The following is a 26,466-nucleotide window of genomic DNA, read 5'->3' as shown; positions in this document are numbered from 1 at the left end:
TTGATTCTTCCTTGAGGCTTAGACGGTCCAGCGGACGACGGCGAGATCGGGTTTTAGCGTGGCGACACTTTGGGTCACGCCCAAGGCGTTGGTCAGGCCTTTGACGATGCGGCCTTCGGCGGTTTCGATTTCGTAGCGTTGTTCGGAAATCGGTTCGCCATTGCCGGCGCTGACGGCTTTGAATTCCACAACGGGCTGGCCAATGATCGGCAGGGGTGGAATGAACGGCGCAGGGGTGTGGGTGCTGCCGATGATGACGTTGCCAGAGCCGCCGATTATTACGCCGCCGTGGCTCGTGGTGCCATCGAGGGTCATGGCGTTCAGGCCGTTGATGAACACCGTGGAGGAGAAGCCACCGCTGAGCGTCTGGCCGCACGTGCATGTGTCGCTGACTCTCGCGGCGGCGAGGCCATTGAAAAACACATCGGGGGAGCCGCTGGCGATGGGGTTGGTGCCATGGCCCGGAATCGGGCAAGTGGTCGGGTCCGTGACGCGTGCAGCCGGTTTCCAGACATATGCATTCCTTGTCATTGTCGTTTGAGGCGAGCGGGGGACGCTACCCACCGGGGGACTGCGCGTCAACCTTGGAGTGCGACCGTATCAAGCACTGCACGGGATGGCTGTAGGAAAACGCTTAAATGCTCCCGTGCGGGGAATTGGCGGTGAGTCGAGTGCTGGATAATCTCGATCCTCAAGTCAACCACTTACCCCTAAGCCTTGCGCAAAACAAATGTGGGAGCGGGCTTGCTCGCGAAGACGGAGGGTCAGGCAACATTGATGTCGACTGATACTCCGCCTTCGCGAGCAAGCCCGCTCCCACAGGTTTTGTGGTGACGCCGGGGTTATTGCCCCGGAATGTCCTTGCGCAGTTTCACCGGATCTTGCTGTTTCTTCTTTTTCGCGATGGCAGTGCGCATCTTGATGTTGATCGCTTCAACCGCCAGCGAGAACGCCATGGCGAAGTAGACGTAGCCTTTTGGCACGTGCACGTCCAGGGATTCGGCAATCAGCACGGTACCGACGATCAGCAGGAACGACAGCGCCAGCATCTTCAGCGACGGGTGCTTGTCGATGAACTCGCTGATGGTGCCGGACGCCCACATCATCACCAGCACGGCCACGACGATCGCGGCGACCATGACCGGAACGTGAGAAACCATGCCGACGGCGGTGATCACCGAGTCCAGCGAGAACACGATGTCGATGATCGCGATCTGAATGATGGTGTAGAGGAAGTTGCCACCCTTGCCGCTCGGCTCTTCGTTGGTTTCGTCTTCACCTTCCAGCGCGTGGTACATCTCTTGCGAGCTCTTCCACAGCAGGAACAGACCACCGAAGAACAGGATCAGGTCTCGCCCGGAAATGCCCTGGCCGAACACCTCGAACAGGTCGGCCGTGAGGCGCATGACCCAAGTGATCGACAGCAGCAACAGGATCCGCGTGACCATGGCCAGGGCCAGACCGAAAATCCGGGTGCGCGCCTGCATGTGCTTGGGCATGCGGCTGACCAGGATCGAAATCATGATGATGTTATCGATACCCAGGACGATTTCCAGGGCGGTCAGGGTAAAGAAGGCAACCCAGATTTCAGGGTTGGTCAGCCATTCCATGTGTATTCCTTTGAGGATGTGTTAAACCACGAAAGGCCCGGGCTTCGAACCGCGAAGACCGGACCCGTCATGGTGAGTCTTTGGTTATAGAGTGCTGAACAGCGGAAAAATCCCCATCAGCAACGCTGCAACCAGTATGCACATGCACACCAGCACGGCCCATTTCAGGGTAAAGCGCTGATGGTCACCGAATTCAATACCGGCCAGGGCCACCAACAAATAGGTCGATGGTACCAGCGGGCTCAGCAAGTGGACGGGCTGACCGACGATCGAGGCACGTGCCATTTCAACTGCGGTTATACCGTAATGACTGGCGGCTTCGGCAAGTACTGGTAACACGCCGTAATAAAATGCGTCGTTCGACATGAAAAACGTGAACGGCATGCTCACCAGCGCGGTGATCACGGCCAGGTACGGCCCGAGGAAATCCGGGATGACCCCCAGCAGGCTTTTGGACATCGCGTCGACCATGCCGGTGCCGGACAGGATACCGGTGAAGATGCCCGCAGCGAAGATCAGGCCGACCACCGACAACACACTACCGGCGTGAGCCGCAACGCGGTCCTTCTGCATTTGCAGGCAAGGATAGTTGACGATCATCGCGATACTGAACGCCACCATGAACAGCACCGGCAGCGGCAACAGGCCGGCGATCAGGGTGCACATCAGGGCCAGGGTCAGCAAACCGTTGAACCAGATCAGCTTCGGACGACGGGCATCAGGGAACTGCGAAACGCTGATTTCACTGTGGTCGATTTCATCGCCAGCCAGGTGCAATTCACCCAGGCGCGCACGCTCGCGTTTACCGTAGAAATAGGCAATCGCCAGGATCGCCACCACACCGGCCAGCATCGCCGGAATCATCGGCACGAAAATGTCGGACGGGTCGACATGCAGGGCGCTGGCCGCACGAGCGGTCGGGCCACCCCATGGGGTCATGTTCATCACGCCACCGGCGAGGATGATCAGGCCGGCCATGATCCGCGGGCTCATGCCGATGCGGCTGTAGAGCGGCAGCATGGCGGCCACGCAGATCATATAAGTGGTCGCGCCGTCCCCATCGAGGGAAACGACGAGCGCCAGTACGGCGGTGCCGACCGAAACTTTCAGCGGGTCGCCCTTGACCAGTTTGAGGATCTTGCGCACGGCCGGGTCAAACAGGCCGGAGTCGATCATCAGGGCGAAGTACAGAATGGCGAACATCAGCATCACGCCGGTCGGCGCAAGCTTGGTGATGCCTTCGAGCATCATCGGACCGATCTTCGGCGCAAAACCGCCGAACAGGGCAAAGATGATCGGGATGATGATCAAGGCGATCAGCGCGGACAGGCGCTTGGTCATGATCAGGAACATGAACGTGATGACCATGGCGAAGCCAAGGAAAGTCAGCATGGGAATACTCCAGGCGTAGCGCGGCTAGGGGAAATGGGCGAACCGGTTGGGTCAGCGCAGAACGGGAAGCACGAGGCGTACGGGCGGAGTGACAGCGAAGCGGCGGGTAGCAAAGGACATCAGGATCACCATTGTTGTTGTTAAATGGGCCGTGCGAGAGATAGAACACTCATTTGGCCAACCGGTCTGTTGCCGGCAGTGGGGGCGATCCTAATCGGGGAAGCTTTCAGCCAGCTTTCGCCGGTGAAAGCATTGAGCGGATGGGAGACCGGTCGTCGGACCGGTTTATCCAGATGGACCGAGTTGAGGCCTTCGCGAGCAAGTCGAAGGGGTCAGCACATAGACAACAGGAGGAAACAGCATGGCCAACATCCACACCGGCGGCTGCCACTGCGGACATCTGCGCTATCAATTCAGTGGCCCGCTGCACGACATTGCCCACTGTCATTGCTCGATTTGCCGACGGGTCAGCGGCGGGATCGTCACCACCTGGATCACCGTGCCCGCGTCAGCTTTTCAATGGACCAAAGGCACACCCGCGCAGTACGAATCTTCCTCAACCGGCGTGCGCAATTTCTGCCCGAACTGTGGGGCGCAACTGACGTTCATGAACCCTCTCAGTCCCGAGAGCATCGACGTCACCATCGCCACCTTCGACCATCCGGAACTGGCACCGGCCGAGCGGCATATATGGACCGACAGCCGCTTGCCCTGGCTGCACCTGGACGAACACTTGCCCGGCGAAGCAGAAGAAACGCTCTGATCAGAAAATAGACAGGTCCAGTGGCCGGATTGCGCCCATCCAGATCGCGTGCTCGGTATGGTCGAGCAAGTCATCGCCCGTGTCCGGGTGCAGGAACACCACCAGGCCCTTACGGTTGAGTGCCAGCCACGGCAGCACTTCACCGATGAGTTCGGGCGCGAAAGCCAATTGGCAGCTCCAGTCCGGGTGCGGGCCGACAGGGCGTTCGTGTACGCGGCCCATCTTCAGACCAAACAGCTTTGCCGCTTGTTCACACAACGCTCGCGCCTGATCGATGGTGCTGGCGTCGAAATACACATGGGCGTGATAGCCCTTGATCTGCTGCATCTGAATCCCTCTGAAACCCGGTCGAACCCTCACCGTTTCCTACAGGTCACACGCCATATACGTAGGAAACAAGGAACCTCAGCCATGAAAAATGCCGAAACTCCCGTCGTGAAAGTGGTGCTTTATGGTGCCATGAGCAGCCTGGGCAGTGCGCTGATGGCTGAAATGCTGCGGCGCCAACATGAAGTTATCGCCATTCTGGACGACCTCACCGCCCTGGCGCCACGCCCTGGCTTGCGAACAAAAACCGGCGACCTGTTTGAAGCGGAGCGCGTTAAACAAAGTGTGGCTGGGTGTTCGGCGGTCATCTGCTTACTGGACGCGCCAGGCTTACCGTTCAACAGCGAATACATTGAAAAAACCATCGTGCCGGGCCCGGTCGAGCAAGTACTGGCCGTGGATGCGTTGATTGAAGGCATGCAAGCGGCGGGCATTACGCGGCTGTTTCTGGTGGGTGATTTTGAATTGCTGGACGATCCGGAAATAGAAGATCGATTGCAACGCCACGCCGCCGAAGAAATCCGCGAAGCGCTGCAAAACAGTAGCTTGCACTGGACGTTGGTCAATGGACCTCGCGGTGTATCCGGCCTGACGATCGAGCACTTCAGCCATGTCAGCGACAGCCTTGAATCGGGGCTGGCTGAACCCCTTCAACGGTTGAACCGCGTGGCCGTAGGAATCGCCGATGAACTGCATCTGAACCTGCACGTTGGCGAGCACGTGAATTTCATCGCCGCTGAACCCTAAACTGCAATAGAAGGTAACGGCAGGCCATTGAGCGATTGCGCGCTATTGGCCTGTTCCTCCATCAACCAGTCCACAAACTGTTGAATCAATACCCCGCGCCGTTTGCGTTGTGGCAGGACTACGTAATATCCCAGCCTGGAAATAACCGTCTCGGCAATCGGCCGACACAACAAGTCTTGCGCCAGCAAGTTATCCACAAGGTGCCGCCAGCCAATCGCAACGCCTTGTCCGCCAATCGCTGCTTGAATCAATAGCGTGTAATTGTCGAATCGCAGCTGCCCCGGTGCGGGCGCCGACGTTATCCCCAACTCACGAAACACGCCGCTCCAGTCGAACCAGTTACTGCTGTTTTCGCCCCTTAGATGCAGCAACGGAAACTCCAGTAACGACTGGGCTGGCAAGGGCAGGGAACGGTCCTTGAGCAACAGCGGGCTGCACACCGGAAACACTTCTTCGCTGAACAGCCAATGGCTTTCACCCTGCTTGAAACGTCCGTCACCGAACAACACCGCCACATCGATATCGGTGCGCAGCATGTTGTGATTGCGCTCGCTGGTGACCAGGCTGACATCCACGTGTGGATTGGCCTGGTGAAAGCGGTGCAGACGCGGCATCAGCCAATAGGCGGCGAAGGCGAAATCAGTCGCGACTTGCAGCACCTCATGTTGCTGCTGTGCGCTGATCGCACTCAATCCTGCATCTATATTCTGCAAACCGAGCTGAACCTGCTCAAAAAGAATCGTTCCGGCTTCGGTCAATTCGATCCCGCGATAAATACGGTCAAATAGCCGCGATGCGAGTTGCTCTTCCAACCGCTTGATCTGCTGGCTGACCGCCGGCTGCGTAGTGCCGAGCTCCACCGCCGCCGCGGTAAAACTGCGATGACGGGCGGCGGCTTCAAAGGCACGCAGCAGATCGAGCGACAAATCACCAAGGGCGTCATACATAAGCTGGGCTAATCCTAGTCATTGCCTGGCATGGGCTTTACCGCAAAGTGCATGGGTAACATGCTCGGTCGCAGCACTCTCGCATAAATATTCACTATGGAATGCCGCGATCACATGAAGCGCAAGAACATTCTTTTCATCATGGCCGATCAAATGGCCGCGCCAATGTTGCCGTTCTACGGTCCTTCGCCGATCAAACTGCCGAATTTGAGCCGCCTCGCCGCCGAAGGCGTGGTGTTCGACGCCGCTTATTGCAACAGCCCGTTGTGCGCGCCGTCGCGTTTTACCCTGGTCAGCGGTCAATTGCCGAGCAAGATTGGCGCGTACGACAACGCGGCCGATTTCCCCGCCGACGTGCCGACCTACGCCCACTACCTGCGCCGACTCGGCTACCGCACCGCGCTATCCGGCAAAATGCACTTCTGCGGCCCGGACCAACTGCACGGTTATGAAGAGCGCCTGACCAGCGACATCTACCCGGCCGACTATGGTTGGGCCGTGAATTGGGACGAGCCGGATGTGCGTCCGACCTGGTACCACAACATGTCATCGGTGCTGCAAGCGGGGCCGTGCGTGCGTACCAATCAGCTGGATTTCGACGAGGAGGTGGTGTTCAAGGCCCAGCAATACTTGTTCGATCACATCCGCGAAGACGGCGATCAACCGTTTTGCCTGACCGTTTCGATGACACACCCCCACGATCCGTACACGATCCCCAAGGCTTTCTGGGACATGTACGACGATGCCGACATTCCGTTGCCTGAAACCCCGGCACAGACTGAACTCGATCCGCATTCCCAGCGTTTGCTCAAAGTTTACGACCTGTGGGATAAACCGTTGCCTGTGGATAAGATTCGCGATGCACGCCGCGCCTACTTCGGTGCGTGCAGCTATATAGACAGCAACGTCGGCAAACTCCTGCAAACGCTTGAGGAAACCGGTCTGATCGACGACACCATCATCGTATTTTCCGGCGACCATGGCGACATGCTGGGCGAGCGCGGCCTCTGGTACAAAATGCACTGGTACGAAATGGCTGCGCGTGTGCCCCTGTTGATCAGTGCGCCGGGGCAGTTCGGGGCAGGGCGGGTCAGCGCCGCAGTGTCCACCGCCGACCTGCTGCCGACCTTCGTGGAACTCGCCGGTGGCTCGCTGGAGCCTGGCTTGCCGCTGGACGGCCGCTCACTGGTTTCGCACCTGCAAGGGCAGGGCGGTCACGACGAAGTGTTCGGCGAATACATGGCCGAAGGCACTATCAGTCCGTTGATGATGATCCGTCGCGGCGCTTACAAATTCATCTACAGCGAAGACGACCCTTGCCTTCTTTTCGATGTACATAACGACCCGCGCGAGTTGGAAGAACTTAGCCAATCGCCGCAACATCAGGCACTTTTCGAAGAGTTTCTGACCGAAGCGCGCTCAAAATGGAATATTCCGGCGATTCACCAACAAGTGCTCGCCAGCCAGCGGCGCCGACGTTTCGTTGCCGAGGCGTTGACCATCGGCAAGCTGAAGAGCTGGGATCACCAGCCGCTGGTGGACGCCAGTCAGCAGTACATGCGCAACCACATCGACCTCGATGATCTGGAGCGCAAAGCACGTTATCCACAACCCTGCCAAAACCAATAATGTTAAGGGGAAGTCCATGCAAAAGTTATCCACAGTACTGACGGTCGGGCTTTTGGCTCTGGGCAGCGCATCGGCCTTTGCCGATCAAAGCTGCGAGACGGTGAAAATGGCCGACCCTGGCTGGAGCGACATTGCCGCGACCAACGCCATCACCGGGTTTCTGCTGGATGGCATGGGCTACAAGGCCAAGGTCGACACCCTCGCGGTGCCGATTACCTTCGGCGGGTTGAAGGATGGCCAGGTCGACGTATTCCTGGGTAACTGGATGCCGGCGCAGCAGGGCTTCTACGACAAGTTCGTGGCCACCGGCGATGTCACGCAGTTGGCGAAGAACCTCGACGGCACCGAGTTCACCCTCGCCGTTCCGGACTACGTGTGGGACGCGGGTGTGCATAACTTTGCCGACCTGAACAAATTCGCCGACAAGTTCGACAAGAAGATCTATGGCATTGGCTCGGGCGCGCCAGCGAACATCTCGTTGCAGGAAATCATCAAGAAGAACGACTTCGACATGGGCCAGTGGAAACTGGTCGAGTCCAGCGAGCAGGCGATGCTGGCCGAAGTGTCTCGCGCGGTGAAGAAACAGAAATTCGTCACCTTCCTCGGCTGGACCCCGCACCCGATGAACGTGCAGCTGAAAATGCATTACCTGAAGGGCGGCGAGAAGTACTTCGGTGACACCGGCAGCGTGCACACCCTGACCCGCAAGGGCTACGCCGAAGCCTGCCCGAACGTGGGCAAGCTGCTGACCAACCTGAGCTTCACCCAGGACATGGAGAACAGCATCATGGCCGAGGTGGTGAACAAGAAAGTCAGCAATGCGGACGCGGCCAAGGCGTGGATCAAGGCCAATCCGGCAGTGCTGGATAAGTGGCTGGACGGCGTGAAGACAGCGGATGGCAAGGACGCGTTGCCGGCAGTCAAAGCCAAACTCTAAGCCAATGTGTGTGGGGGCTTTTGTGGCGAGGGGGCTTGCCCCCGTTCGATTGCAAAGCAATCGTTTAACCATTGCATGCGGTTTATCTGACAAGCAGTGGCTGCTGATTTGGGACGGCTGCGCCGTCCAACGGGGGCAAGCCCCCTCACCACAAAAAGCCAATCCTCACCACAGCAAGCTCCCCTGACCACAATGATTGCGTGACCCTGCTACCCTTGCGCCAAAACCCCACCCGAGAGGACCCATGGCCTTCCCCAGCCGCCATTCACTCTTCCCCTTCCTCAGTTGGTTGCCCCGGCAAACCCGCGCCAGCGTCGGGCGTGACCTGATCGTCGGCCTCAGCGGGGCGATTCTCGCGTTGCCGCAGTCCATTGCCTACGCGCTGATCGCCGGTCTCCCACCGGAATACGGCTTATACGCCGCGATCATCCCGGTGTTGATCGCCTGCCTGTGGGGTTCGTCGTGGCATTTGATCTGCGGTCCTACGGCGGCGATCTCCATTGTCCTGTTCGCCAGCGTCAGTCCGCTGGCCGTCCCCGCGTCACAGGACTACATCACGCTGATCCTGCTGCTGACGCTGCTGGCCGGAATTTTCCAATGGTTGCTCGGCATGCTGCGGTTCGGTGCCCTGGTGAATTTCGTCTCGCATTCGGTGGTGCTGGGTTTCACCCTCGGTGCGGCGGTGGTGATTGCCATCGGGCAATTGCCGAACTTGCTGGGGTTGGATTTGCCCAGCCAGGCCACGGCGCTGGACAGCTTCCTGATGTTGTTCAAGCACCTCGGCGCTTTGGATAAACCGTCGTTGGTGCTGGGGCTGGCGACGGTCGTCGTCGGCGTGGTGCTGAAGATGTTGCTGCCGCGCTGGCCTACCCTGTTGATCACGCTGGTACTCGCCGGGCTGATGGTGTGGCTGTGGCCAGCGATGTTCGGCCATGTGAAGTTGGTCAGCGCCTTCGTCGGACGCTTGCCGCCGTTCAGCCCGGTGCCGCTGGATCTGGACCTGATCCTGCGTCTGCTGCCGAGTGCGGTGGCGGTGGGCATGCTAGGGCTGGTGACCAGCCTGTCGATTGCCCGCTCGTTGTCGGCCCGCTCGCAGCAATTGCTCGACGCGAATCAGGAAGTCCGCGCCCAAGGCCTGTCGAACATCATCGGGGCGTTTTTTTCCGGTTCGCTGTCTGCCGGGTCCTTCACACGTTCGGGTTTGAGTTATGAAGCCGGCGCCTGCTCACCGATGGCCGGGGTGTTCTCGGCCGTGTGGGTGGCGCTGTTCGCGATTTTCGGCGCCGGGTTGATCGCTCACATCCCGATCCCGGCCATGGCCGGCAGCATCCTGCTGATCGCCTGGGGTCTGGTGGACCATCGCGGGATTCGTGCGCTGTTGCGCGTCAGTCGCGCGGAATTCGTGGTGATGGCGCTGACCTGTGTCGCGACGCTGCTGCTGGAGTTGCAGACGGCGATTTATGCCGGGGTGCTCGCTTCGTTGTTCTTCTACCTCAAACGCACCTCGCAACCGCGGGTTCAGCATTCTCGCGAAGGGGATGAAGACATTCTGCGGGTGGGTGGTTCGATCTTCTTCGGCGCCAGCCATTACCTGCAAGTGCGCCTGCAACGCCTGCACGGCGTGCGCGTGGTGATCGAGGCGCAGCAGATCAACTTCATCGATTATTCAGGGGTGGAAATGTTGCATCAGGAAGCGCGGCGACTGCTGAAGCAGGATCGCAGCCTGACGCTGCGCCGCGCGCGGCCGCAGGTGGTGGAGGAGTTGAGGAAGCTGGAAGGGGCGGAGAAGTGCCCGATCCGGTTTGAAGACTGATTGCCTGGACTGACTACCGCATAACCTGCGGCGAGGGGGCTTGCCCCCGTTGGAGGGCGAAGCCGTCCCCAAAAAGGGCACGACCGCTTCGCGGCCGAACGGGGGCAAGCCCCCTCGCCACAAAAGCCTACAGCGCTAATTGCCGGCGGAGTTCGGCCAGCACCGGCGCTGTATCCGGACGCACACCGCGCCACAGGAAAAACGCTTCCGCCGCCTGCTCCGCGAGCATGCCCAAACCATCCATCGACACCGCCGCGCCATGTTCCGTGGCCCAGCGACAGAACGAAGTCGGTTCCTTGCCATACATCATGTCGTAGCAAACGGTCTTGCCCGGCTCGATCAAGCTGCCGGCAATCGGCGGCACATCACCGGACAGGCTCGCCGATGTTGCGTTGATGATCAGGTCCACCGATTCCTTCAGCCAATCGAAACCGCTGGCCGACACCGGCCCCAGGTCCGAGAACAACTCCGCCAGCAGCTCGGCTTTTTCCACCGTGCGGTTGGCGATGATCACCGAGGCCGGTTGCTCGGCCAGCAGCGGTTCCAGTGCACCACGCACCGCGCCGCCCGCGCCGAGCAGCAGGATGCGTTTGCCCTTGAGGCTGAAACCGGCGTTGACCGTCAGGTCCCGCACCAGCCCGGCGCCGTCGGTGTTATCTCCCAGCAGGCTGCCATCGGCGAGTTTGCTTAAGGTATTCACCGCGCCAGCTCGTTGCGCACGTTCCGTCAGGCTGTCGGCCAGGCGGAAGGCGTCCTCCTTGAACGGCACCGTCACATTGGCGCCGCGACCTTCGCGGAAAAACGCCCGGGCGAAGTCGGAAAAATCGTCGAGCGGCGCCAGTGAGGTGCTGTAGTCCAGTTGCTGAGCCGTTTGCTCGGCGAACAAGCGGTGGATCAGCGGTGACTTGCTGTGGCCAATCGGGTTACCGAATACGACGTAACGGTCCATCAGAACTCCTCGTTCAGGCCTCGGCCAACCAATCGCGGTCTTGCAGGAAATACTCGGTCAGGCGCGCTTCTTCACTGCCCGGTTCGGCTTTCCAGTCATAGCTCCAGCGCACTTGCGGCGGCAGCGACATCAGGATCGACTCGGTACGCCCGCCCGATTGCAGGCCGAACAAGGTGCCACGGTCGTAGACCAGGTTGAACTCGACGTAACGGCCACGACGGAATTCCTGGAATTCGCGCTGCTTGGCGGTGAACGCATCATTTTTGCGGCGTTGCACGATCGGCAGGTAAGCGTCGATGTACGCGTCGCCGATGGCGCGCATGAAGGCGAAACTGGTGTCGAAGTCCCACTCGTTCAAATCATCGAAGAACAGGCCGCCGATGCCGCGCGGCTCGTGGCGGTGCTTGATGTGGAAATAGCTGTCGCACCAGGCTTTGTAGCGCGAATAGACGTCCGGACCGAACGGCGCACAGGCCTGCTCGGCGACGCGGTGCCAGTGCACGCAGTCTGCTTCATTGCCGTAATAAGGGGTCAGGTCGAAACCGCCGCCGAACCACCAGACCGGTTCTTCACCTTCTTTTTCAGCGATGAAAAAGCGCACATTGGCGTGGGAAGTTGGTACATGCGGGTTGTGCGGGTGAATCACCAGCGACACGCCAAGGGCTTCGAAGCCACGGCCGGCCAATTCTGGCCGATGGGCACTGGCGGACGGTGGGAGACCGCTGCCAAAGACGTGGGAAAAGTTAACGCCGCCCTTTTCGATGACCGTGCCGTTTTCGATCACTCGCGTGCGACCGCCACCACCGGCAGGCCGGATCCAGGCGTCTTCGACGAAGGGTGTGCCGCCGTCTTCAGCTTCGAGGGCCGCGCAAATACGGTCTTGCAGGTCGAGCAGATAGGCTTTTACGGCCTCGGTGCGGGTTGTCATGTCATCACCTTGAATCGGGCAAAGCTGCGCGGCGCATCAATGGCCGGCGGCAAATTGCTGCGTAGGATAACACCGCACCTTGCTTCACCGCAGTTGACGAAGATCAGGGTTAGGAGTCCGATAGGGCGCTTGGCAAATGACCTAAGGAGAGTTCTGATGGCAAAGCGAATCCAGTTCCGCGCCCATGGCGGCCCCGAAGTGCTCGAGTACGTCGAGTACCAACCCGCCGAGCCCGGCCCGCAACAAGTCCGCGTCGCCAACAAGGCCATCGGCCTGAACTTCATCGACACCTATTACCGCAGCGGCCTCTATCCACCACCCGCCCTGCCGTCGGGCCTGGGTTCGGAAGGTGCGGGCATCGTCGAAGCAGTGGGCAGCGAAGTGACCCGCTTCAAGGTCGGTGATCGCGTGGCTTACGGCAGCGGTCCGTTAGGCGCCTACAGCGACGTTCACGTGTTGCCCGAGGCCAATCTGGTGCTGCTGCCGGAGGCGATCAGCTTCGAAACGGCGGCCGGGGTGATGCTCAAGGGCCTGACGGTGCAGTACCTGCTGCGTCAGACTTATGAACTCAAGGGTGGCGAAACCGTGCTGTTCCACGCCGCTGCCGGGGGTGTCGGTTCGCTGGCCTGCCAATGGGCCAGGGCGCTGGGCGTGAAGTTGATCGGCACGGTCAGCTCGCCGGAGAAAGCCGCACTGGCCAAGGCCAACGGTGCCTGGGCGACCATCGACTACAGCCATGAAAACGTCGCACAACGCGTACTGGAATTGACCGACGGGAAAAAGGTACCGGTGGTGTACGACGGCGTAGGCAAGGACACGTGGCTGACGTCGCTCGATAGCGTAGCGCCCCGCGGGTTGGTGGTGAGCTTTGGTAATGCGTCCGGTGCAGTGGATGGGGTGAACCTGGGGATACTGGCGGCGAAGGGTTCGCTGTACGTGACCCGGCCGACGCTCGGGACTTACGCCAACAATGCCGAGAACCTGCAGCGGATGGCGGATGAGTTGTTTGAGATGATCATCAGCGGGAAGTTGAACGTGGACATCAGTCACACGTATCCGCTGGCTGATGCGGCGAAGGCGCAGACCGAGTTGTCGGCACGACGCACGACTGGCTCGACTGTTTTGTTGCCATAACACCGACCTGTGGCGAGGGGGCTTGTCGGAACGCCGCATCGCCCCGTTGGACTGCGCAGCAGTCCCCTTTCCTCCAGAAGAAAAGCGGGGCCGCTTCGCAGCCCAGCGGGAGCAAGCTCCCTCGCCACAGGTCTGCTGGGTATCAGCCCTGACGCACAACGTGGCCGGTCGCCAGATCCCGGATAACGCTCGGATTCTTGCGCCCCCCCAGGTTCCCGCCCAACACCAGATCCAGCTGCCCACGGAAATACTGCTCCACGCGAATCCGCGTGCGCGCCGCCGGCCGTCCCTGCGGATTGGCCGAGGTCGACACCAGCGGCCCGACAATCGCGCACAAATCGCGCACCAGCGGATGATCGCTGACCCGCAACGCCACGGTTTCATGCACCCCGGTGATCCACTGCGGCAACAGGTTCTGATGCGGCACCAGCCAGGTGTTCGGTCCCGGCCAGGTACAGGCCATGCGGTCCATCCACAGTTCCGGGAAGTCTTCGAAGAGGAAGTCGAACTGCCGGATATTGTCGGCAACCAGAATCAGCCCCTTGCCCACATTCCGGCCCTTGAGCATCAACAGACGCTCAACCGCCTCTTCGTCCCACGGGTCGCAACCCAGCCCCCAGACCGCTTCGGTTGGATAGGCAATCACCGCCCCTGCGCGAACGGCTTGCGCGGCTTGCTGCACACGCCAACTGTTGACCATGAAAAACTCTCCGGAAAAAGGCTCTGCGCAGTTTACCGATCTTCCTTATAAAACCTAGCTCACCCGCGCAAACCAGCGCCCGCTTTCGCAAACGGCGCGGCCATCCATTTCCAGCTCGGTCAACGCGGCCAGCACTTTGGGCAGGGCCCAGCCGCTGGTGACGGACAACGCTTCACTGGTGTGCGGGGCCGCGTGTAACAGCATGAGCAATGGATGGGTCACCGAAGTAGCTTCGCTGTACAACGGCAACTGTCGCCAGCCGCGCAAGGCTTCGAGGATATGTTCGATGGTCTCCACCAGCATCGCGCCGTCGCGGATCAACTGATGACAGCCCTTGGCGCCAGGGTGATGGATCGATCCAGGAATCGCATACACCTCCCGACCTTGCTCCGCCGCCAGCCTCGCGGTGATCAACGAACCACTCGCCACACTCGCCTCGACCACCAGCACACCAAGCGACAAACCGCTGATGATTCGATTGCGCCGGGGGAAGTTGCTGGCGGTGGGGCCGGCGTCCAGCGGGAACTCCGAAAGCACCGCACTGCCCGACGCAATCATGGCGTCGGCCAGTCGACGATTGCGCTGTGGATAAAACTTTTCAAGTCCCGTGCCAAGTACACCGACCGTTCGCCCGCCCACATCCAGTGCGGCTTGATGCGCGGCCGCATCAATGCCCAGTGCCAGACCGCTGGTGATGACGAAACCGGCGCCCGCCAGACTGCGGGAAAATGCGGCAGCGGTGTCCATGCCCGGCCGTGAAGCGCGGCGACTGCCAACCATCGCCAGCTGCGGCTTTTCCAGAATTCCCGGATCGCCCGCCACGAACAATAGCGGCGGTGCGTCGCTGATTTCCGCCAGCAGCGCCGGGTAGTCAGGCTGGTCCCACATCAGTAAATGCTGGCCCGGACGCTCTAGCCAGGCCAATGCGTGGCTGGCGCCATCACGCACATCATCGGCCCGGCGAGCCTCGGCGCACGCCAACGGCAAGCCCAGCGAACGCCAGGCACTGGCCGGCGCACTGATGGCTTTGGACGCCGAGCCGAAGGCTTCAAGCAGCTTCTTGAAACGCGCCGGGCCGAGTTCCGGCAAACGGTGCAAACGTAAACGAGCTTCCAGTTCCGCAGGGGAAACCGGAGTAATGGCAGGCAGTGACATGGATCATCCTTGATCGTTATGGGCCCCGTTCAAACGGGAATAAGCTGTGGATAACTCTGTTGGTAACTTGTGGAGCCTGCTTACGGATTTCGCACCTTGTCCATCACGGCCAACGAGCGCGAAGCGTTCAGCACCAGCCCGTAGCTGAGCTTGTCGTAGGTGCGGAAAACCATCAGCAATCCGGCCTGCTCATCGGGGATCTTCAGCGGTTGGCCAGTGATCCGGTCGCGAACGGTTTCGCCGGTTTTCATCACCACCAGCACGTTGCCTTCGACGAGGCCATCACGCTGCCCTTTGTTCAGCGTGACCACATCCAGCGCGCCAATCTGCGTCACGCCGCGCGGCACATCGATGATCAGCCCGTTGACCGGATTTTTCGGCGCGCTGGGCATGAAGGTCGAGTTGATCGAGCGTTCTTCGCCGCTGAACAAGCGGTCGCCGAGGCGCACTTCCTGGGTCGTACGCTGCAAGGCGAGGGTAGCGACGTCGCCTTCAGTGGCGACAATTTCGCCGCCACCAATGTCGTCGGCGTTGATCCCCAAAAACTCTTTGGTCTCGGGATCGGTGTAGACCTTGCCCTGACGGAAGATCCCGTAAACCGGTTGATCGGGATCGAAATGACCGCGGGCAAAGATGCGGTCTCCGGTGCCGCTCAGCACGCGTTCGGCATCGCCGGCGACGATGTAGGGTGCCTCGTTGAAATCCTCGACCTTGTCGACGATGCGGTTGCTCAGCAAAAAGCTGTTGATAGAACGCAGCGGAATGCTCGGGATCGCTTCGGCCACCGGCGAACTGCGCACCCGAGGCGAAAGCTTGATCGTGCCGCGCGATGCACCGCGATTGAGGGTCAGCCGCGGCTGGCCGTTGACGTAGACCAGCGCCAGCGAGTCGCCAGGGTAGATGAGATTGGGGTTTTCGATTTGCGGATTGGCCTGCCACAGCTCGGGCCATTGCCACGGCTGGCGCAGGTATTTACCGGAGATGTCCCAGAGCGTGTCCCCCGCAACCACTGTGTATTGCTGTGGAAAACCTTCCTTGAGTTGCACTTGCCCGTGCGCCACACCGGCCGAAGCCAGAAGGAGCAAGGCGAGTAGTGATTTCCTCATGCGGTGAATCCCTTTATTATGTGCGTTCGCGTAAAACGCCAGAGCCTTCGTGGCTCGCTCCCCGTGCTTTACTAAGAAAAGGGAGCTACGTTTTACAACGGTAGCCTGCATCTTCGGACCCGCCAGGCCATCGACCCGACTTTCCTCACATGTGCAGCAATCAAGCTTATGGCCATTTTAGACATCCTCGAATTTCCCGACTCGCGCCTGCGCACTATCGCCAAACCTGTGGCCGTAGTGGACGACGAAGTGCGTCAGTTGGTCGATGACATGTTTGAAACAATGTATGAAGCGCCAGGCATCGGCCTCGCCGCGACCCAGGTCAACGTGCACAAACGGATCGTGGTGATGGACCTCTCCGAAGACCGCAGCGAACCACGGGTGTTCATCAACCCCGAGTTCGAGACCCTGACCGACGAGATGGAGCAATACCAGGAAGGCTGCCTCTCGGTGCCGGGCTTCTACGAAAACGTCGATCGCCCACAGAAGGTCAGGATCAAGGCCCTGGACCGCGACGGCCAGCCTTACGAACTGATCGCCGAAGGCCTGCTCGCCGTGTGCATCCAGCATGAATGCGACCACCTGAATGGCAAATTGTTCGTCGACTACCTGTCCAGTCTCAAACGCGACCGAATCAAGAAGAAACTGGAAAAGCTCCATCGCCAGAACGCTTGATGCCCTCCTTTCAAAGGCTTGCTGCGGCAAGCCTTTTTCTTTTGTGAGACCTTTTACATGACTGAGCCACTGCGCATCGTCTTTGCCGGCACCCCGGAATTCGCCGCCGAACACCTCAAGGCCCTGCTCGACAGCCCTTATGAGATCGTCGCGGTCTACACCCAACCGGACCGTCCGGCGGGCCGTGGGCAAAAGCTGATGCCGAGCCCGGTCAAGCAGTTGGCGTTGGAAAACAACATCCCGGTGTTGCAGCCGCCGACCCTGCGCAACGAAGACGCTCAGGCCGAACTGGCCGCGCTCAAGCCAGACCTGCTGGTGGTGGTCGCGTACGGCCTGATCCTGCCGCAAGTGGTGCTGGATATTCCGCGCCTGGGTTGCATCAACAGCCACGCATCCCTGCTGCCACGCTGGCGCGGGGCGGCGCCGATCCAGCGCGCCGTCGAAGCGGGCGACAGTGAAAGCGGCGTGACCGTGATGCGCATGGAACTGGGCCTGGACACCGGGCCGATGTTGCTCAAAGTCACCACGCCGATCAGCGCGCAAGACACCGGTGGCAGCCTGCATGATCGTCTGGCAGAGATGGGCCCACCGGCGGTGATTCAGGCGATTGCCGGCCTCGCCGCTGGCACGCTGGAGGGCGAAGTGCAGGACGACAGCCTCGCCACATATGCTCATAAATTGAACAAGGACGAAGCGCGCATCGACTGGACTCGCCCGGCTGTTGAGCTGGAACGTCTGGTTCGCGCCTTCAATCCATGGCCGATTACCCACAGCACGCTGAACGGCGAAGCGCTGAAAGTGCTGGCCGCGAGCCTCGCTGAAGGGAAGGGCGCGCCAGGGGAAATCCTCAGCGCCAGCAAGGACGGCTTGATCGTCGCCTGTGGTGAGCAAGCGCTGTGCCTGACCCGCCTGCAATTGCCCGGCGGCAAGGCGCTGAACTTCAGCGATCTGTTCAACAGCCGTAAAGAGAAGTTCGCCGTCGGCACGGTGCTCGGCCAAGCGGTGGTCGCTCAATGAACCCGCGTCTGGCCGCCGCCAAGGCACTCGCCGCTGTTCTGAACGGAAAAGCCTCGCTCAACAGTTCTCTGCCGACACAAATGGACAAAGTTGAAGACCGCGATCGCGGCTTCACTCAGGACCTGGCGTTCGGTACCGCGCGCTGGCAGCCACGTTTGTCGGCGCTGGCGGCCAAACTGCTGCAAAAGCCCTTCAAAGCGGCGGATGCGGACGTCGAAGCGCTGTTGCTGGTCGGCCTTTATCAACTGCTCTACACCCGTGTTCCTGCCCACGCTGCCATCGGTGAAACAGTCGGTTGCGCCGATAAACTGAAAAAGCCGTGGGCCAAGGCCTTGCTCAACGCCGTGTTGCGCCGTGCCCAACGGGAAAGCGAAGCACTGCTGGCCGAGCTGGAACACGACCCGGTGGTGCGTACCGCGCACCCACGCTGGCTGCAAAAATCCCTGAAGGCATTCTGGCCCGAGCAATGGGAAGCCATTTGCGCGGCGAACAACGCACATCCGCCGATGATTCTGCGGGTCAACCGTCGCCATCACACTCGCGACGCCTACCTTGGGTTATTGACCGAGGCCGGGATCGCCGCGACGCCGTGCGTCTACAGTGAGGACGGCATCATCCTCGAAGCCGCAGCCGACGTGCGCAGCCTGCCGGGTTTCGCCGAAGGCTGGATCAGCGTGCAGGACGAGGCGGCGCAACTGGCCGCCGACCTGCTCGACCTGGCGCCGGGCCAACGGGTGCTGGACGCCTGCTGCGCTCCGGGCGGCAAGACCTGCCATATCCTCGAAGCCGAGCCAAAACTGGCCGGTGTCGTCGCGGTGGACCTGGAAGCCAAACGTCTGGTGCGGGTGCGCGAAAACCTTGCGCGTCTGGGCCTCAGCGCCGAACTGATCGCCGCCGATGGTCGCGACACCCAGACCTGGTGGGACGGCAAACCGTTCCAGCGCATCCTGCTGGACGCGCCGTGCTCGGCGACTGGGGTCATCCGTCGTCACCCGGACATCAAGCTGACCCGCCAACCCGACGACATCGCTGCACTCGCCGTGCTGCAAGGCGAATTGCTTGATGCCATGTGGATAACTCTGGAAGTCGGCGGCATCCTGCTTTACGCCACCTGCTCGACGCTGCCGACCGAAAACACCGAAGTCATTGAAGCCTTCCTCGCCCGCACGCCGGGCGCCCGTGAACTGGACCTCGCCACGGCGGCCGGAATCAAGCAACCGCATGGTCGCCAATTGCTGGCCCAGGAAGGCGGGCACGACGGGTTCTACTACGCCAAGCTGATCAAGATTGCCGCCGCGCGCGGTTAAAACGGATTTAATGGAGTGACTGGATGAAAATCATCATCCTCGGTGCAGGGCAGGTCGGCGGTTCGCTGGCGGAGCACTTGGCCAGCGAAGCCAATGACATCACCGTGGTCGACACTGACGGCGAACGCCTGCGCGACCTCGGTGATCGGCTGGACATCCGCACCGTGCATGGCCGCGGCTCACTGCCGACAGTGCTGCGCCAGGCCGGCGCGGACGACGCCGACATGCTGGTGGCCGTGACCAACAGCGACGAAACCAACATGGTGGCTTGTCAGGTCGCGCACACGCTGTTCCACACGCCGACCAAAATCGCCCGGGTGCGCGAAGCGGCGTACCTCACGCGCTCCGAATTGTTCGATAACGACGCGATCCCGGTGGATGTGCTGATCAGCCCGGAACAAGTGGTGACCAACTACATCAAGCGCCTGATTCAGCATCCGGGCGCCTTGCAGGTGATCGACTTCGCCGAAGGCAAAGCGCAATTGGTCGCGGTGAAGGCATATTACGGCGGGCCGCTGGTGGGTCAGCAACTGCGGCAATTGCGCGAGCACATGCCGAATGTCGAAACCCGGGTCGCCGCGATTTTCCGCCGCGACCGGCCGATTCTGCCCCAGGGTGATACCGTCATCGAGGCCGACGACGAAGTGTTTTTCATCGCCGCCAAGGACAATATCCGCGCGGTGATGAGCGAAATGCGCCGGCTGGATGAAACCTACAAGCGCATCGTCATTGCCGGCGGCGGGCAGATCGGTGAGCGACTGGCCGAGGCCATCGAAAGCCGTTACCAAGTGAAGATCATCGAGATGAACCCGGCCCGGTGCCGTCATCTCTCGGACACCCTCGACAGCACCGTGGTGTTGCAGGGCAGTGCGTCCGACCGCGATTTGTTGATGGAAGAGAACATCGCCGACGCCGACATCTTCCTGGCCCTGACCAACGATGACGAAGCCAACATCATGTCTTCGCTGCTGGCCAAGCGCCTGGGCGCGAAGAAGGTGATGACGATCATCAACAACCCGGCGTATGTGGATCTGATTCAGGGCGGCGACATCGACATCGCCATCAGCCCGCAACTTGCGACCATCGGCACCTTGCTGGCCCACGTACGGCGTGGCGATATCGTCAGCGTGCACTCATTGCGCCGGGGCGCGGCAGAAGCCATTGAGGCGATTGCCCACGGTGATGCGAAGTCGAGCAAGGTGATTGGCAGGGCGATCGAGAACATCGGTTTGCCGCCGGGAACGACGATTGGCGCGATTATTCGTGACGAGGAAGTGATCATTGCCCATGACGATACGGTGATCGAAACCGGCGACCATGTGATCTTGTTCCTTGTGGATAAAAAGCATATTCGCGATGTGGAAAAGCTGTTTCATGTGGGGTTGAGCTTCTTCTGATCCGGTATTTGCACTGGGCAGACTGGCCCCTTCGCGAGCAAGCCCGCTCCCACATTTGATTTGTGATCGCCACAAAACCAATGTGGGAGCGGGCTTGCTCGCGAAGGCGGTCTTCCAGAGAGAAATCTCTCCCTGATTCACCTCAACAAGGAATCCACTCAATGCTCGAATCCCTGGAAAAAATGCTCGCCAAGGGTGTGGATAACTCATTGCTGCGCTTCGGCCTGGGCAAGGGTTATCTCGATCTTGGGGATAACACCCGGGCGGCCGAGCATTTCCAGCGCTGCGTCGAATTCGATCCAAAGTATTCAGCGGCCTGGAAGCTGTTGGGCAAGGCCCATCTGGCGAAGGATGATTTCGCCGCTGCCCGCCTGGCATGGGAACAAGGTCTGGAAGCCGCCCGCGCCCATGGCGACAAGCAGGCAGAGAAGGAAATGACGGTGTTTCTGAAGAAGCTCGAGCGCAACGCTCACTGATCAGAGGTAGCGCAGGTCTATCCCGTCGGCATCGACCTGAATCACTTCCATGCGCACTCGCGGCGCACCTGTGGGTAAGTCCTGCACCTGGCCATACACCACCGCGCCTTTGGGCAACGACGACAGGCGCGGGTGCTTGACGTAGACACCCGTGGTCGACAGGTTGCGCGTCTGGCCCAGGCATTCGCCGAAGCTTTCGTGGCTGATCTTGATGCGAAACGATTTGCGATGTTCGGACATCTGCTGCGCCCTTTAATGAACAGTTGTGGATAACCCTGGCCGCAGAATTATCCACAGATCATGCCAACCTACTCAATACCAGCGTTCTTCACCCGGTGGACGTTTCTTGAAGCGTTTCATGCTCCACATGTACTGGCTGGGGTACGCCCGCACATAGCGCTCGACCACTTGGCTCATGGCCGCGCAGGACGTCTCGGTATCGGTGCTGTACATGGCCTCTGGCGCCGCTTCCAGGATCACTTTGTACCCCGAACCATCCGGCAGCCGCAGGGCATGCAGGAACACCCCGACCGCTTTGCCGCCGGCGAGCATGTTCGGCACGAACTTGCTAGTCAGGGCCTGGGTGGCAAAGAAGGGCACGAAGATCCCGGCGGATTCGGCCGGTTCCGGGTCAGCCGGAATGCCCACTGCACCACCTTTGCGCACTTCCTTGATCACGCTGAGGATGCCTTCCTTGGTAGAAGCCGCCACCCGATTGCCCAATTGCACCCGCTGTTTGCGCAGCAAATCATCCACAGCCTTCAACTTCGGTGGCCGGTAGAAAATGATCGGTTTGCACTGGTTGCAATAGAAGTGGTTCAACACTTCCCAATTGCCCAGGTGGCTGGTGATACCCACGACCCCTTTGCCGGAGGCGAGGGCGTCCTTCAAGACGTCGAGGCCTTCGACTTCGCGCACCAGGTCAATGGAACGCTGGGCCGGCCAGATCCAGGCGCAGGCACTTTCGGTCAGGGACTTGCCGATGTCTTTCAGGCTCTGGCCGACCAGACGCTCGCGCTCGGCCGGGTCCATCTCGGGGAAACACTTGGCGAGGTTGATCCGCACCACATCGCGGGAACGGTTCGGGGTTTTCCACATGGCCCAGCCAATCGCCGAGCCCACCGCCTGTACGGCCCGCCACGGGAGCAGGGCAAACAGCCGCAGAGCGCCTACCAGCAAGGCGCCTTTAAACTTATCCACAGGTCACTCCTGATTTTGTGCTGTGCGCGAGGCGGCTATTCTAACCGCCGTTCGCCAAGGTCGCGTAGCGATCGCAATCCTGGGTGTGGTCCATGACCATACCCGAGGCCTGCATCAGCGCGTAGCAAATGGTCGGCCCGACGAACGTGAAACCGGCTTTTTTCAGGCCTTTGCTCATTTCCACCGCCACTGGCGTGACCGCCGGGACTTCGGTGCGATCCTTGAAATGATTGATTACCGGGGTGCCGCCAACGAAGGACCAGAGAAATGCCACCGGGTCCTCCAGCGCCAGCCAGGCCTGGGCGTTGCGCCGGGCGGCGTTGAGTTTGAGGCGGTTGCGGATGATGCCCGGATCGAGCATCAATTCATCGATTTCCGCGTCGCTCATCTGCGCCACGCGCTGTACGTCGAAGCCGAACAGCACCTCGCGATATCGCTCACGTTTACGCAAGACCGTGATCCATGAGAGGCCGGCCTGGAACCCTTCGAGCAAAAGCAACTCGAACAATCCCTGCGCATCGCGTAGCGGCGTGCCCCACTCCTGGTCGTGATAAGCCATGTACAGCGGATCTTCGGAACACCAAAAGCAGCGTGGCATAAGGCTCCAGGGGGCGTGCGCAGCAATGAATCGGGTATACTCCCGCTCTTTAAATCGCAGCCCAAGAAACAGGTGAATTTCGTGAGCCAGCCTACGCCAGCCGTGCGTACCTTCCAAGACTTGATCCTCGCGCTCCAGCAATACTGGGCCGAGCAAGGTTGTGTGGTACTTCAGCCCTACGATATGGAAGTAGGCGCCGGCACTTTCCACACTGCCACATTCCTGCGTGCCATTGGCCCGGAAACCTGGAACGCCGCTTATGTGCAGCCCAGTCGTCGCCCGACTGACGGCCGCTACGGCGAAAACCCGAACCGTCTGCAGCACTACTACCAGTTCCAGGTGGTGTTGAAGCCGAACCCGGACAACTTCCAGGAACTGTACCTGGGCTCCCTCAAGCATGTTGGTCTGGACCCGCTGGTCCACGACATCCGCTTCGTCGAAGACAACTGGGAATCGCCGACCCTCGGCGCCTGGGGTCTGGGCTGGGAAGTCTGGCTCAACGGCATGGAAGTGACGCAGTTCACTTACTTCCAGCAAGCGGGCGGCATCGAGTGCTACCCGGTTACCGGCGAGATCACTTACGGCCTGGAACGCCTGGCCATGTACCTGCAAGGCGTGGACTCGGTCTACGACCTGGTCTGGGCTGACGGTCCGTTCGGCAAGGTGACCTACGGCGACGTGTTCCACCAGAACGAAGTGGAGCAGTCGACCTACAACTTCGAGCACGCCAACGTCGAGAAGCTGTTCGAACTGTTCGACTTCTATGAAAGCGAAGCCAAGCGCCTGATCGAACTCGACCAGCCGCTGCCGTTGCCGAGCTACGAAATGGTGTTGAAGGCTTCCCACACCTTCAACCTGCTGGATGCGCGCCGGGCGATCTCGGTGACTGCGCGTCAGCAATACATTCTGCGTGTGCGCACCCTGGCGCGTTCCGTTGCGCAAGCCTACCTGCTGGCTCGCGCCAAGCTGGGCTTCCCGATGGCGACCCCGGACCTGCGTGATGAAGTACTGGCCAAGCTGGAGGCTGCACAATGAGTGCTCTGGATTTTCTGGTTGAACTGGGCACTGAAGAACTGCCACCCAAAGCCCTGAACACCTTGGCCGACGCGTTCCTCGCCGGTATCGACAAGGGCCTGCAAGCTGCCGGCCTCAACTACGAGACCAAAACCGTCTACGCCGCGCCGCGTCGCCTGGCCGTGCTGATCACGTCGCTGGCCACCCAGCAACCGGATCGCAGCATCAACCTCGATGGCCCGCCACGTCAGGCGGCGTTCGATGCCGAAGGCAACCCGACCCAGGCAGCACTGGGCTTTGCCAAGAAGTGCGGCGTCGAGCTGAGCGAAATCGATCAGAGCGGCCCGAAACTGCGTTACAGCCAAAGCATCGCCGGCAAGCCGACTGCGAGCCTGCTGCCGACCATCGTCGAAGATTCGCTGAACGACCTGCCGATCCCGAAACGCATGCGTTGGGGCGCTCGCAAGGAAGAATTCGTTCGTCCGACCCAATGGCTGGTGATGCTGCTCGGTGACGAAGTCATCGATTGCACCATCCTCGCCCAGAAGGCTGGCCGCGATTCCCGTGGGCACCGCTTCCATCACCCGGAAAACGTACGCATCACCTCGCCGGCCAATTACCTGGCCGACTTGCGTGCCGCTTACGTCCTGGCCGATGCCAACGAACGTCGCGACATCATCAGCAAGCGCACCGAAGAACTGGCGACCCGTCAGGAAGGCACGGCAATTGTTCCGCCGGCGCTGCTCGACGAAGTGACCGCGCTGGTTGAATGGCCAGTGCCGCTGGTGTGTTCGTTCGAAGAACGTTTCCTCGACGTGCCGCAAGAAGCGCTGATCACCACCATGCAGGACAACCAGAAGTACTTCTGCCTGCTGGATGCCGACGGCAAGTTGCTGCCACGTTTCATTACCGTGGCCAACATCGAAAGCAAAGACCCGCAGCAGATCATCGCCGGTAACGAGAAAGTGGTTCGCCCACGCCTGACCGACGCCGAGTTCTTCTTCAAGCAAGACAAGAAGCAGAAACTCGAAGATTTCAACCTGCGCCTGCAAAACGTGGTGTTCCAGGAAAAACTCGGCAGCGTCTACGACAAGGCCGAGCGCGTTTCCAAACTCGCTGCGTTCATCGCGCAACGCATTGGCGGCAATGCAGCCTGGGCTTCCCGTGCCGGCCTGCTGTCCAAGTGCGACCTGTCGACCGAAATGGTCGGTGAGTTCCCGGAGATGCAAGGTGTCGCCGGTTACTACTACGCCCTCAACGACGGCGAGCCGGAAGAAGTCGCCCTGGCGCTGAACGAGCAGTACATGCCGCGCGGTGCCGGCGCTGAACTGCCGACCACCCTGACCGGTGCGGCCGTGGCCATCGCCGACAAGCTCGACACGCTGGTGGGCATTTTCGGTATCGGCATGCTGCCAACCGGTAGCAAAGACCCGTACGCCTTGCGCCGTGCTGCACTCGGCGTGCTGCGTATCCTGATCGACAAGAAGCTCGATCTGGACCTGAACGACGCCGTGGCGTTCGCCGTGAATGCGTTCGGTGCCAAGGTCAAGGCTGCCGGTCTGAACGACGCCGTGCTGGAGTTCATCTTCGACCGTCTGCGTGCCCGTTACGAAGACGAAGGCGTGGATGTCGCGACTTACCTGTCCGTGCGTGCGCTGAAACCGGGTTCGGCACTGGACTTCGACCAGCGCGTACAAGCGGTAGAAGCCTTCCGCAAATTGCCGGAAGCCGCCGCCCTGGCTGCGGTGAACAAGCGCGTATCGAATTTGCTGAGCAAGGTCGAAGGCTCCGTTCCGACGGTGGTTGAAGCCAAGTACTTCGACAATGCCAACGAGTTCTCCCTGTACTCGGCGATCCAGCAGGCGGACCAGGCTGTCCAGCCGATGGCCGCAGCACGTCAGTACAGCGAATCACTGGCACGCCTGGCCGCCTTGCGCGAGCCGGTGGATGCGTTCTTCGAAGCCGTGATGGTCAATGCGGAAGATGCCAAGGTCCGAGCCAACCGTTATGCCTTGCTGGCGCGTCTGCGTGGCCTGTTCCTTGGCGTCGCTGATATCTCGCTGCTGGGCTAAGGGGCTGCGTTTGAAACTGCTGATTCTCGATCGCGACGGGGTGATCAATTACGACTCCGACGCTTACATCAAGTCGGTGGAGGAGTGGATTCCACTCCCCGGGTCGATCGAAGCCATCGCGCAGTTGAGCAAGGCCGGCTGGACGGTAGCGGTCGCTACCAACCAGTCGGGCATTGCTCGCGGCTATTACGACATCGCCACCCTGGACGCCATGCACGAGCGCTTGCGCGTGCTGGTGGCGGAGCAGGGCGGTGAAGTCGGGCTGATCGTCTATTGCCCGCACGGGCCGGACGAAGGCTGCGATTGCCGCAAGCCAAAACCCGGGATGTTGAAAACCATAGCCGAGCATTACAACGTGTCGCTGACCCATCTTTGGTTCGTCGGCGACAGCCTTGGTGACCTGGAAGCCGCCAAAGCCGTCGATTCACAACCAGTTTTGGTAAAGACCGGAAAAGGCGAAAAGACTCTGGGCAAGACCCTACCGGTGGGCACCTTGATTTTTGACGATCTGGCGGCGATTGCCGCAGAACTTATCCACAATTAGAGTGCTTCGATTGTTCCGATTAGGGATTG

General features: G+C 60.5%; 27 protein-coding genes. 14 read left to right on the top strand and 13 right to left on the bottom strand.

Annotation, left to right across the window (positions count from 1 at the left end):
• Positions 1 to 18: 18 nt before the first annotated feature.
• From BK660_RS10570 to BK660_RS10560, 3 genes are all read right to left on the bottom strand, one after another.
• Positions 19 to 531, bottom strand: a complete 513-nt coding sequence (locus BK660_RS10570) for a PAAR domain-containing protein (protein WP_123433263.1) — start codon at positions 529 to 531, stop codon at positions 19 to 21.
• A gap of 311 nt (positions 532 to 842) precedes the next feature.
• Positions 843 to 1,610 (bottom strand): TerC family protein, encoded by a 768-nt coding sequence (locus BK660_RS10565; protein ID WP_123433262.1) that lies wholly within the window; start codon positions 1,608 to 1,610, stop codon positions 843 to 845.
• Positions 1,611 to 1,694: 84 nt separating this feature from the next.
• The gene (locus tag BK660_RS10560) at positions 1,695 to 3,002 is read right to left on the bottom strand and encodes a CitMHS family transporter (RefSeq protein ID WP_123433261.1); all 1,308 of its coding nucleotides are present in this window, start codon (positions 3,000 to 3,002) and stop codon (positions 1,695 to 1,697) included.
• A gap of 361 nt (positions 3,003 to 3,363) precedes the next feature.
• Between BK660_RS10560 and BK660_RS10555 the strand changes: the two genes are divergently transcribed.
• On the top strand, positions 3,364 to 3,765 hold the full coding sequence (locus BK660_RS10555; RefSeq protein ID WP_123433260.1) for a GFA family protein: 402 nt from the start codon (positions 3,364 to 3,366) through the stop codon (positions 3,763 to 3,765).
• On the opposite strand, the gene BK660_RS10550 is transcribed toward BK660_RS10555, so the two are convergent.
• Positions 3,766 to 4,092: a DOPA 4,5-dioxygenase family protein gene (locus BK660_RS10550; RefSeq protein WP_123433259.1), complete on the bottom strand. Its 327-nt coding sequence runs from the start codon at positions 4,090 to 4,092 to the stop codon at positions 3,766 to 3,768. It lies immediately after the preceding gene.
• An 84-nt stretch (positions 4,093 to 4,176) separates the two neighbouring features.
• Here BK660_RS10550 and BK660_RS10545 point away from each other — a divergent pair, with 84 nt between their 5' ends.
• Positions 4,177 to 4,839 (top strand): NAD(P)-dependent oxidoreductase, encoded by a 663-nt coding sequence (locus BK660_RS10545; RefSeq protein ID WP_123433258.1) that lies wholly within the window; start codon positions 4,177 to 4,179, stop codon positions 4,837 to 4,839.
• Here BK660_RS10545 and BK660_RS10540 read toward each other — a convergent pair.
• Positions 4,836 to 5,786: a choline sulfate utilization transcriptional regulator gene (locus BK660_RS10540; protein WP_123433257.1), complete on the bottom strand. Its 951-nt coding sequence runs from the start codon at positions 5,784 to 5,786 to the stop codon at positions 4,836 to 4,838. The genes BK660_RS10545 and BK660_RS10540 overlap by 4 nt on opposite strands.
• 114 nt (positions 5,787 to 5,900) lie before the next feature.
• Between BK660_RS10540 and betC the strand changes: the two genes are divergently transcribed.
• From betC to BK660_RS10525, 3 genes are all read left to right on the top strand, one after another.
• Positions 5,901 to 7,415, top strand: a complete 1,515-nt coding sequence (betC, locus tag BK660_RS10535; protein WP_123433256.1) for a choline-sulfatase — start codon at positions 5,901 to 5,903, stop codon at positions 7,413 to 7,415.
• Between the two features lie 16 nt (positions 7,416 to 7,431).
• Positions 7,432 to 8,352 (top strand): choline ABC transporter substrate-binding protein, encoded by a 921-nt coding sequence (gene choX, locus BK660_RS10530; RefSeq protein WP_123433255.1) that lies wholly within the window; start codon positions 7,432 to 7,434, stop codon positions 8,350 to 8,352.
• Between the two features lie 244 nt (positions 8,353 to 8,596).
• The gene (locus tag BK660_RS10525) at positions 8,597 to 10,165 is read left to right on the top strand and encodes a SulP family inorganic anion transporter (protein ID WP_123433254.1); all 1,569 of its coding nucleotides are present in this window, start codon (positions 8,597 to 8,599) and stop codon (positions 10,163 to 10,165) included.
• Between the two features lie 127 nt (positions 10,166 to 10,292).
• Here BK660_RS10525 and aroE read toward each other — a convergent pair whose 3' ends face one another.
• Positions 10,293 to 11,114: a shikimate dehydrogenase gene (aroE, locus tag BK660_RS10520; RefSeq protein WP_123433253.1), complete on the bottom strand. Its 822-nt coding sequence runs from the start codon at positions 11,112 to 11,114 to the stop codon at positions 10,293 to 10,295.
• 13 nt (positions 11,115 to 11,127) lie between these two features.
• Positions 11,128 to 12,042, bottom strand: coding sequence for an oxygen-dependent coproporphyrinogen oxidase (gene hemF, locus BK660_RS10515; RefSeq protein ID WP_123433252.1), 915 nt, complete (start codon positions 12,040 to 12,042; stop codon positions 11,128 to 11,130).
• A gap of 156 nt (positions 12,043 to 12,198) precedes the next feature.
• On the opposite strand from hemF, the gene BK660_RS10510 reads away from it, so the two are divergent.
• On the top strand, positions 12,199 to 13,176 hold the full coding sequence (locus BK660_RS10510; protein WP_123433251.1) for an NADPH:quinone reductase: 978 nt from the start codon (positions 12,199 to 12,201) through the stop codon (positions 13,174 to 13,176).
• 142 nt (positions 13,177 to 13,318) lie between these two features.
• Here BK660_RS10510 and tsaC read toward each other — a convergent pair whose 3' ends face one another.
• From tsaC to BK660_RS10495, 3 genes are all read right to left on the bottom strand, one after another.
• Positions 13,319 to 13,876 carry an L-threonylcarbamoyladenylate synthase type 1 TsaC gene (gene tsaC / locus BK660_RS10505; RefSeq protein ID WP_123433250.1) on the bottom strand — a complete coding sequence of 186 codons (558 nt, stop codon included), beginning with the start codon at positions 13,874 to 13,876 and terminating at the stop codon, positions 13,319 to 13,321.
• A gap of 54 nt (positions 13,877 to 13,930) precedes the next feature.
• A complete protein-coding gene (gene dprA, locus BK660_RS10500; protein WP_123433249.1) occupies positions 13,931 to 15,031 on the bottom strand; it encodes a DNA-processing protein DprA in 1,101 nt (366 codons plus the stop codon).
• An 80-nt stretch (positions 15,032 to 15,111) separates the two neighbouring features.
• Positions 15,112 to 16,137 (bottom strand): LysM peptidoglycan-binding domain-containing protein, encoded by a 1,026-nt coding sequence (locus BK660_RS10495; protein WP_123433248.1) that lies wholly within the window; start codon positions 16,135 to 16,137, stop codon positions 15,112 to 15,114.
• Between the two features lie 168 nt (positions 16,138 to 16,305).
• On the opposite strand from BK660_RS10495, the gene def reads away from it, so the two are divergent.
• The 5 genes from def to BK660_RS10470 all read left to right on the top strand — a co-directional run bounded on the left by def (position 16,306) and on the right by BK660_RS10470 (position 21,009).
• Positions 16,306 to 16,812, top strand: coding sequence for a peptide deformylase (gene def, locus BK660_RS10490; protein ID WP_123433247.1), 507 nt, complete (start codon positions 16,306 to 16,308; stop codon positions 16,810 to 16,812).
• A gap of 57 nt (positions 16,813 to 16,869) precedes the next feature.
• Positions 16,870 to 17,829: a methionyl-tRNA formyltransferase gene (fmt, locus tag BK660_RS10485; RefSeq protein WP_123433246.1), complete on the top strand. Its 960-nt coding sequence runs from the start codon at positions 16,870 to 16,872 to the stop codon at positions 17,827 to 17,829.
• Positions 17,826 to 19,136, top strand: coding sequence for a 16S rRNA (cytosine(967)-C(5))-methyltransferase RsmB (rsmB, locus tag BK660_RS10480; RefSeq protein ID WP_123433245.1), 1,311 nt, complete (start codon positions 17,826 to 17,828; stop codon positions 19,134 to 19,136). The genes fmt and rsmB overlap by 4 nt, the downstream gene beginning before the upstream one ends.
• A 23-nt stretch (positions 19,137 to 19,159) precedes the next feature.
• Positions 19,160 to 20,533 carry a Trk system potassium transporter TrkA gene (gene trkA, locus BK660_RS10475; protein WP_123433244.1) on the top strand — a complete coding sequence of 458 codons (1,374 nt, stop codon included), beginning with the start codon at positions 19,160 to 19,162 and terminating at the stop codon, positions 20,531 to 20,533.
• 161 nt (positions 20,534 to 20,694) lie between these two features.
• Complete coding sequence (locus BK660_RS10470) at positions 20,695 to 21,009, top strand: tetratricopeptide repeat protein (RefSeq protein ID WP_123433243.1); 315 nt, start codon at positions 20,695 to 20,697, stop codon at positions 21,007 to 21,009.
• Here the strand turns inward: BK660_RS10470 and BK660_RS10465 are convergent, their stop codons facing one another.
• The 3 genes from BK660_RS10465 to tag all read right to left on the bottom strand — a co-directional run bounded on the left by BK660_RS10465 (position 21,010) and on the right by tag (position 22,807).
• Positions 21,010 to 21,249 carry a PilZ domain-containing protein gene (locus BK660_RS10465; RefSeq protein ID WP_123433242.1) on the bottom strand — a complete coding sequence of 80 codons (240 nt, stop codon included), beginning with the start codon at positions 21,247 to 21,249 and terminating at the stop codon, positions 21,010 to 21,012. It abuts the gene before it with no gap.
• Between the two features lie 72 nt (positions 21,250 to 21,321).
• Positions 21,322 to 22,209, bottom strand: coding sequence for a lysophospholipid acyltransferase (locus BK660_RS10460; protein ID WP_123433241.1), 888 nt, complete (start codon positions 22,207 to 22,209; stop codon positions 21,322 to 21,324).
• Between the two features lie 40 nt (positions 22,210 to 22,249).
• Positions 22,250 to 22,807 (bottom strand): DNA-3-methyladenine glycosylase I, encoded by a 558-nt coding sequence (gene tag, locus BK660_RS10455; protein ID WP_123433240.1) that lies wholly within the window; start codon positions 22,805 to 22,807, stop codon positions 22,250 to 22,252.
• An 81-nt stretch (positions 22,808 to 22,888) separates the two neighbouring features.
• Between tag and glyQ the strand changes: the two genes are divergently transcribed.
• From glyQ to gmhB, 3 genes are read left to right on the top strand one after another with little or no spacing between them, the layout of a single operon-like run.
• Positions 22,889 to 23,842: a glycine--tRNA ligase subunit alpha gene (gene glyQ, locus BK660_RS10450; RefSeq protein ID WP_003213601.1), complete on the top strand. Its 954-nt coding sequence runs from the start codon at positions 22,889 to 22,891 to the stop codon at positions 23,840 to 23,842.
• Positions 23,839 to 25,893 (top strand): glycine--tRNA ligase subunit beta, encoded by a 2,055-nt coding sequence (gene glyS, locus BK660_RS10445; RefSeq protein WP_123433239.1) that lies wholly within the window; start codon positions 23,839 to 23,841, stop codon positions 25,891 to 25,893. The genes glyQ and glyS overlap by 4 nt, the downstream gene beginning before the upstream one ends.
• 4 nt (positions 25,894 to 25,897) lie before the next feature.
• Positions 25,898 to 26,437: a D-glycero-beta-D-manno-heptose 1,7-bisphosphate 7-phosphatase gene (gene gmhB / locus BK660_RS10440; protein WP_185045059.1), complete on the top strand. Its 540-nt coding sequence runs from the start codon at positions 25,898 to 25,900 to the stop codon at positions 26,435 to 26,437.
• The last annotated feature ends 29 nt before the right edge of the window (positions 26,438 to 26,466 follow it).

Origin of the sequence: Pseudomonas brassicacearum, from assembly GCF_003732265.1 — a bacterium.
In the GTDB taxonomy this organism is placed as follows: Bacteria; Pseudomonadota; Gammaproteobacteria; order Pseudomonadales; family Pseudomonadaceae; genus Aquipseudomonas; species Aquipseudomonas brassicacearum_D.
Note: the sequence above shows the minus strand (reverse complement) of the source record. Positions and strands in the feature narration are given on the sequence as shown.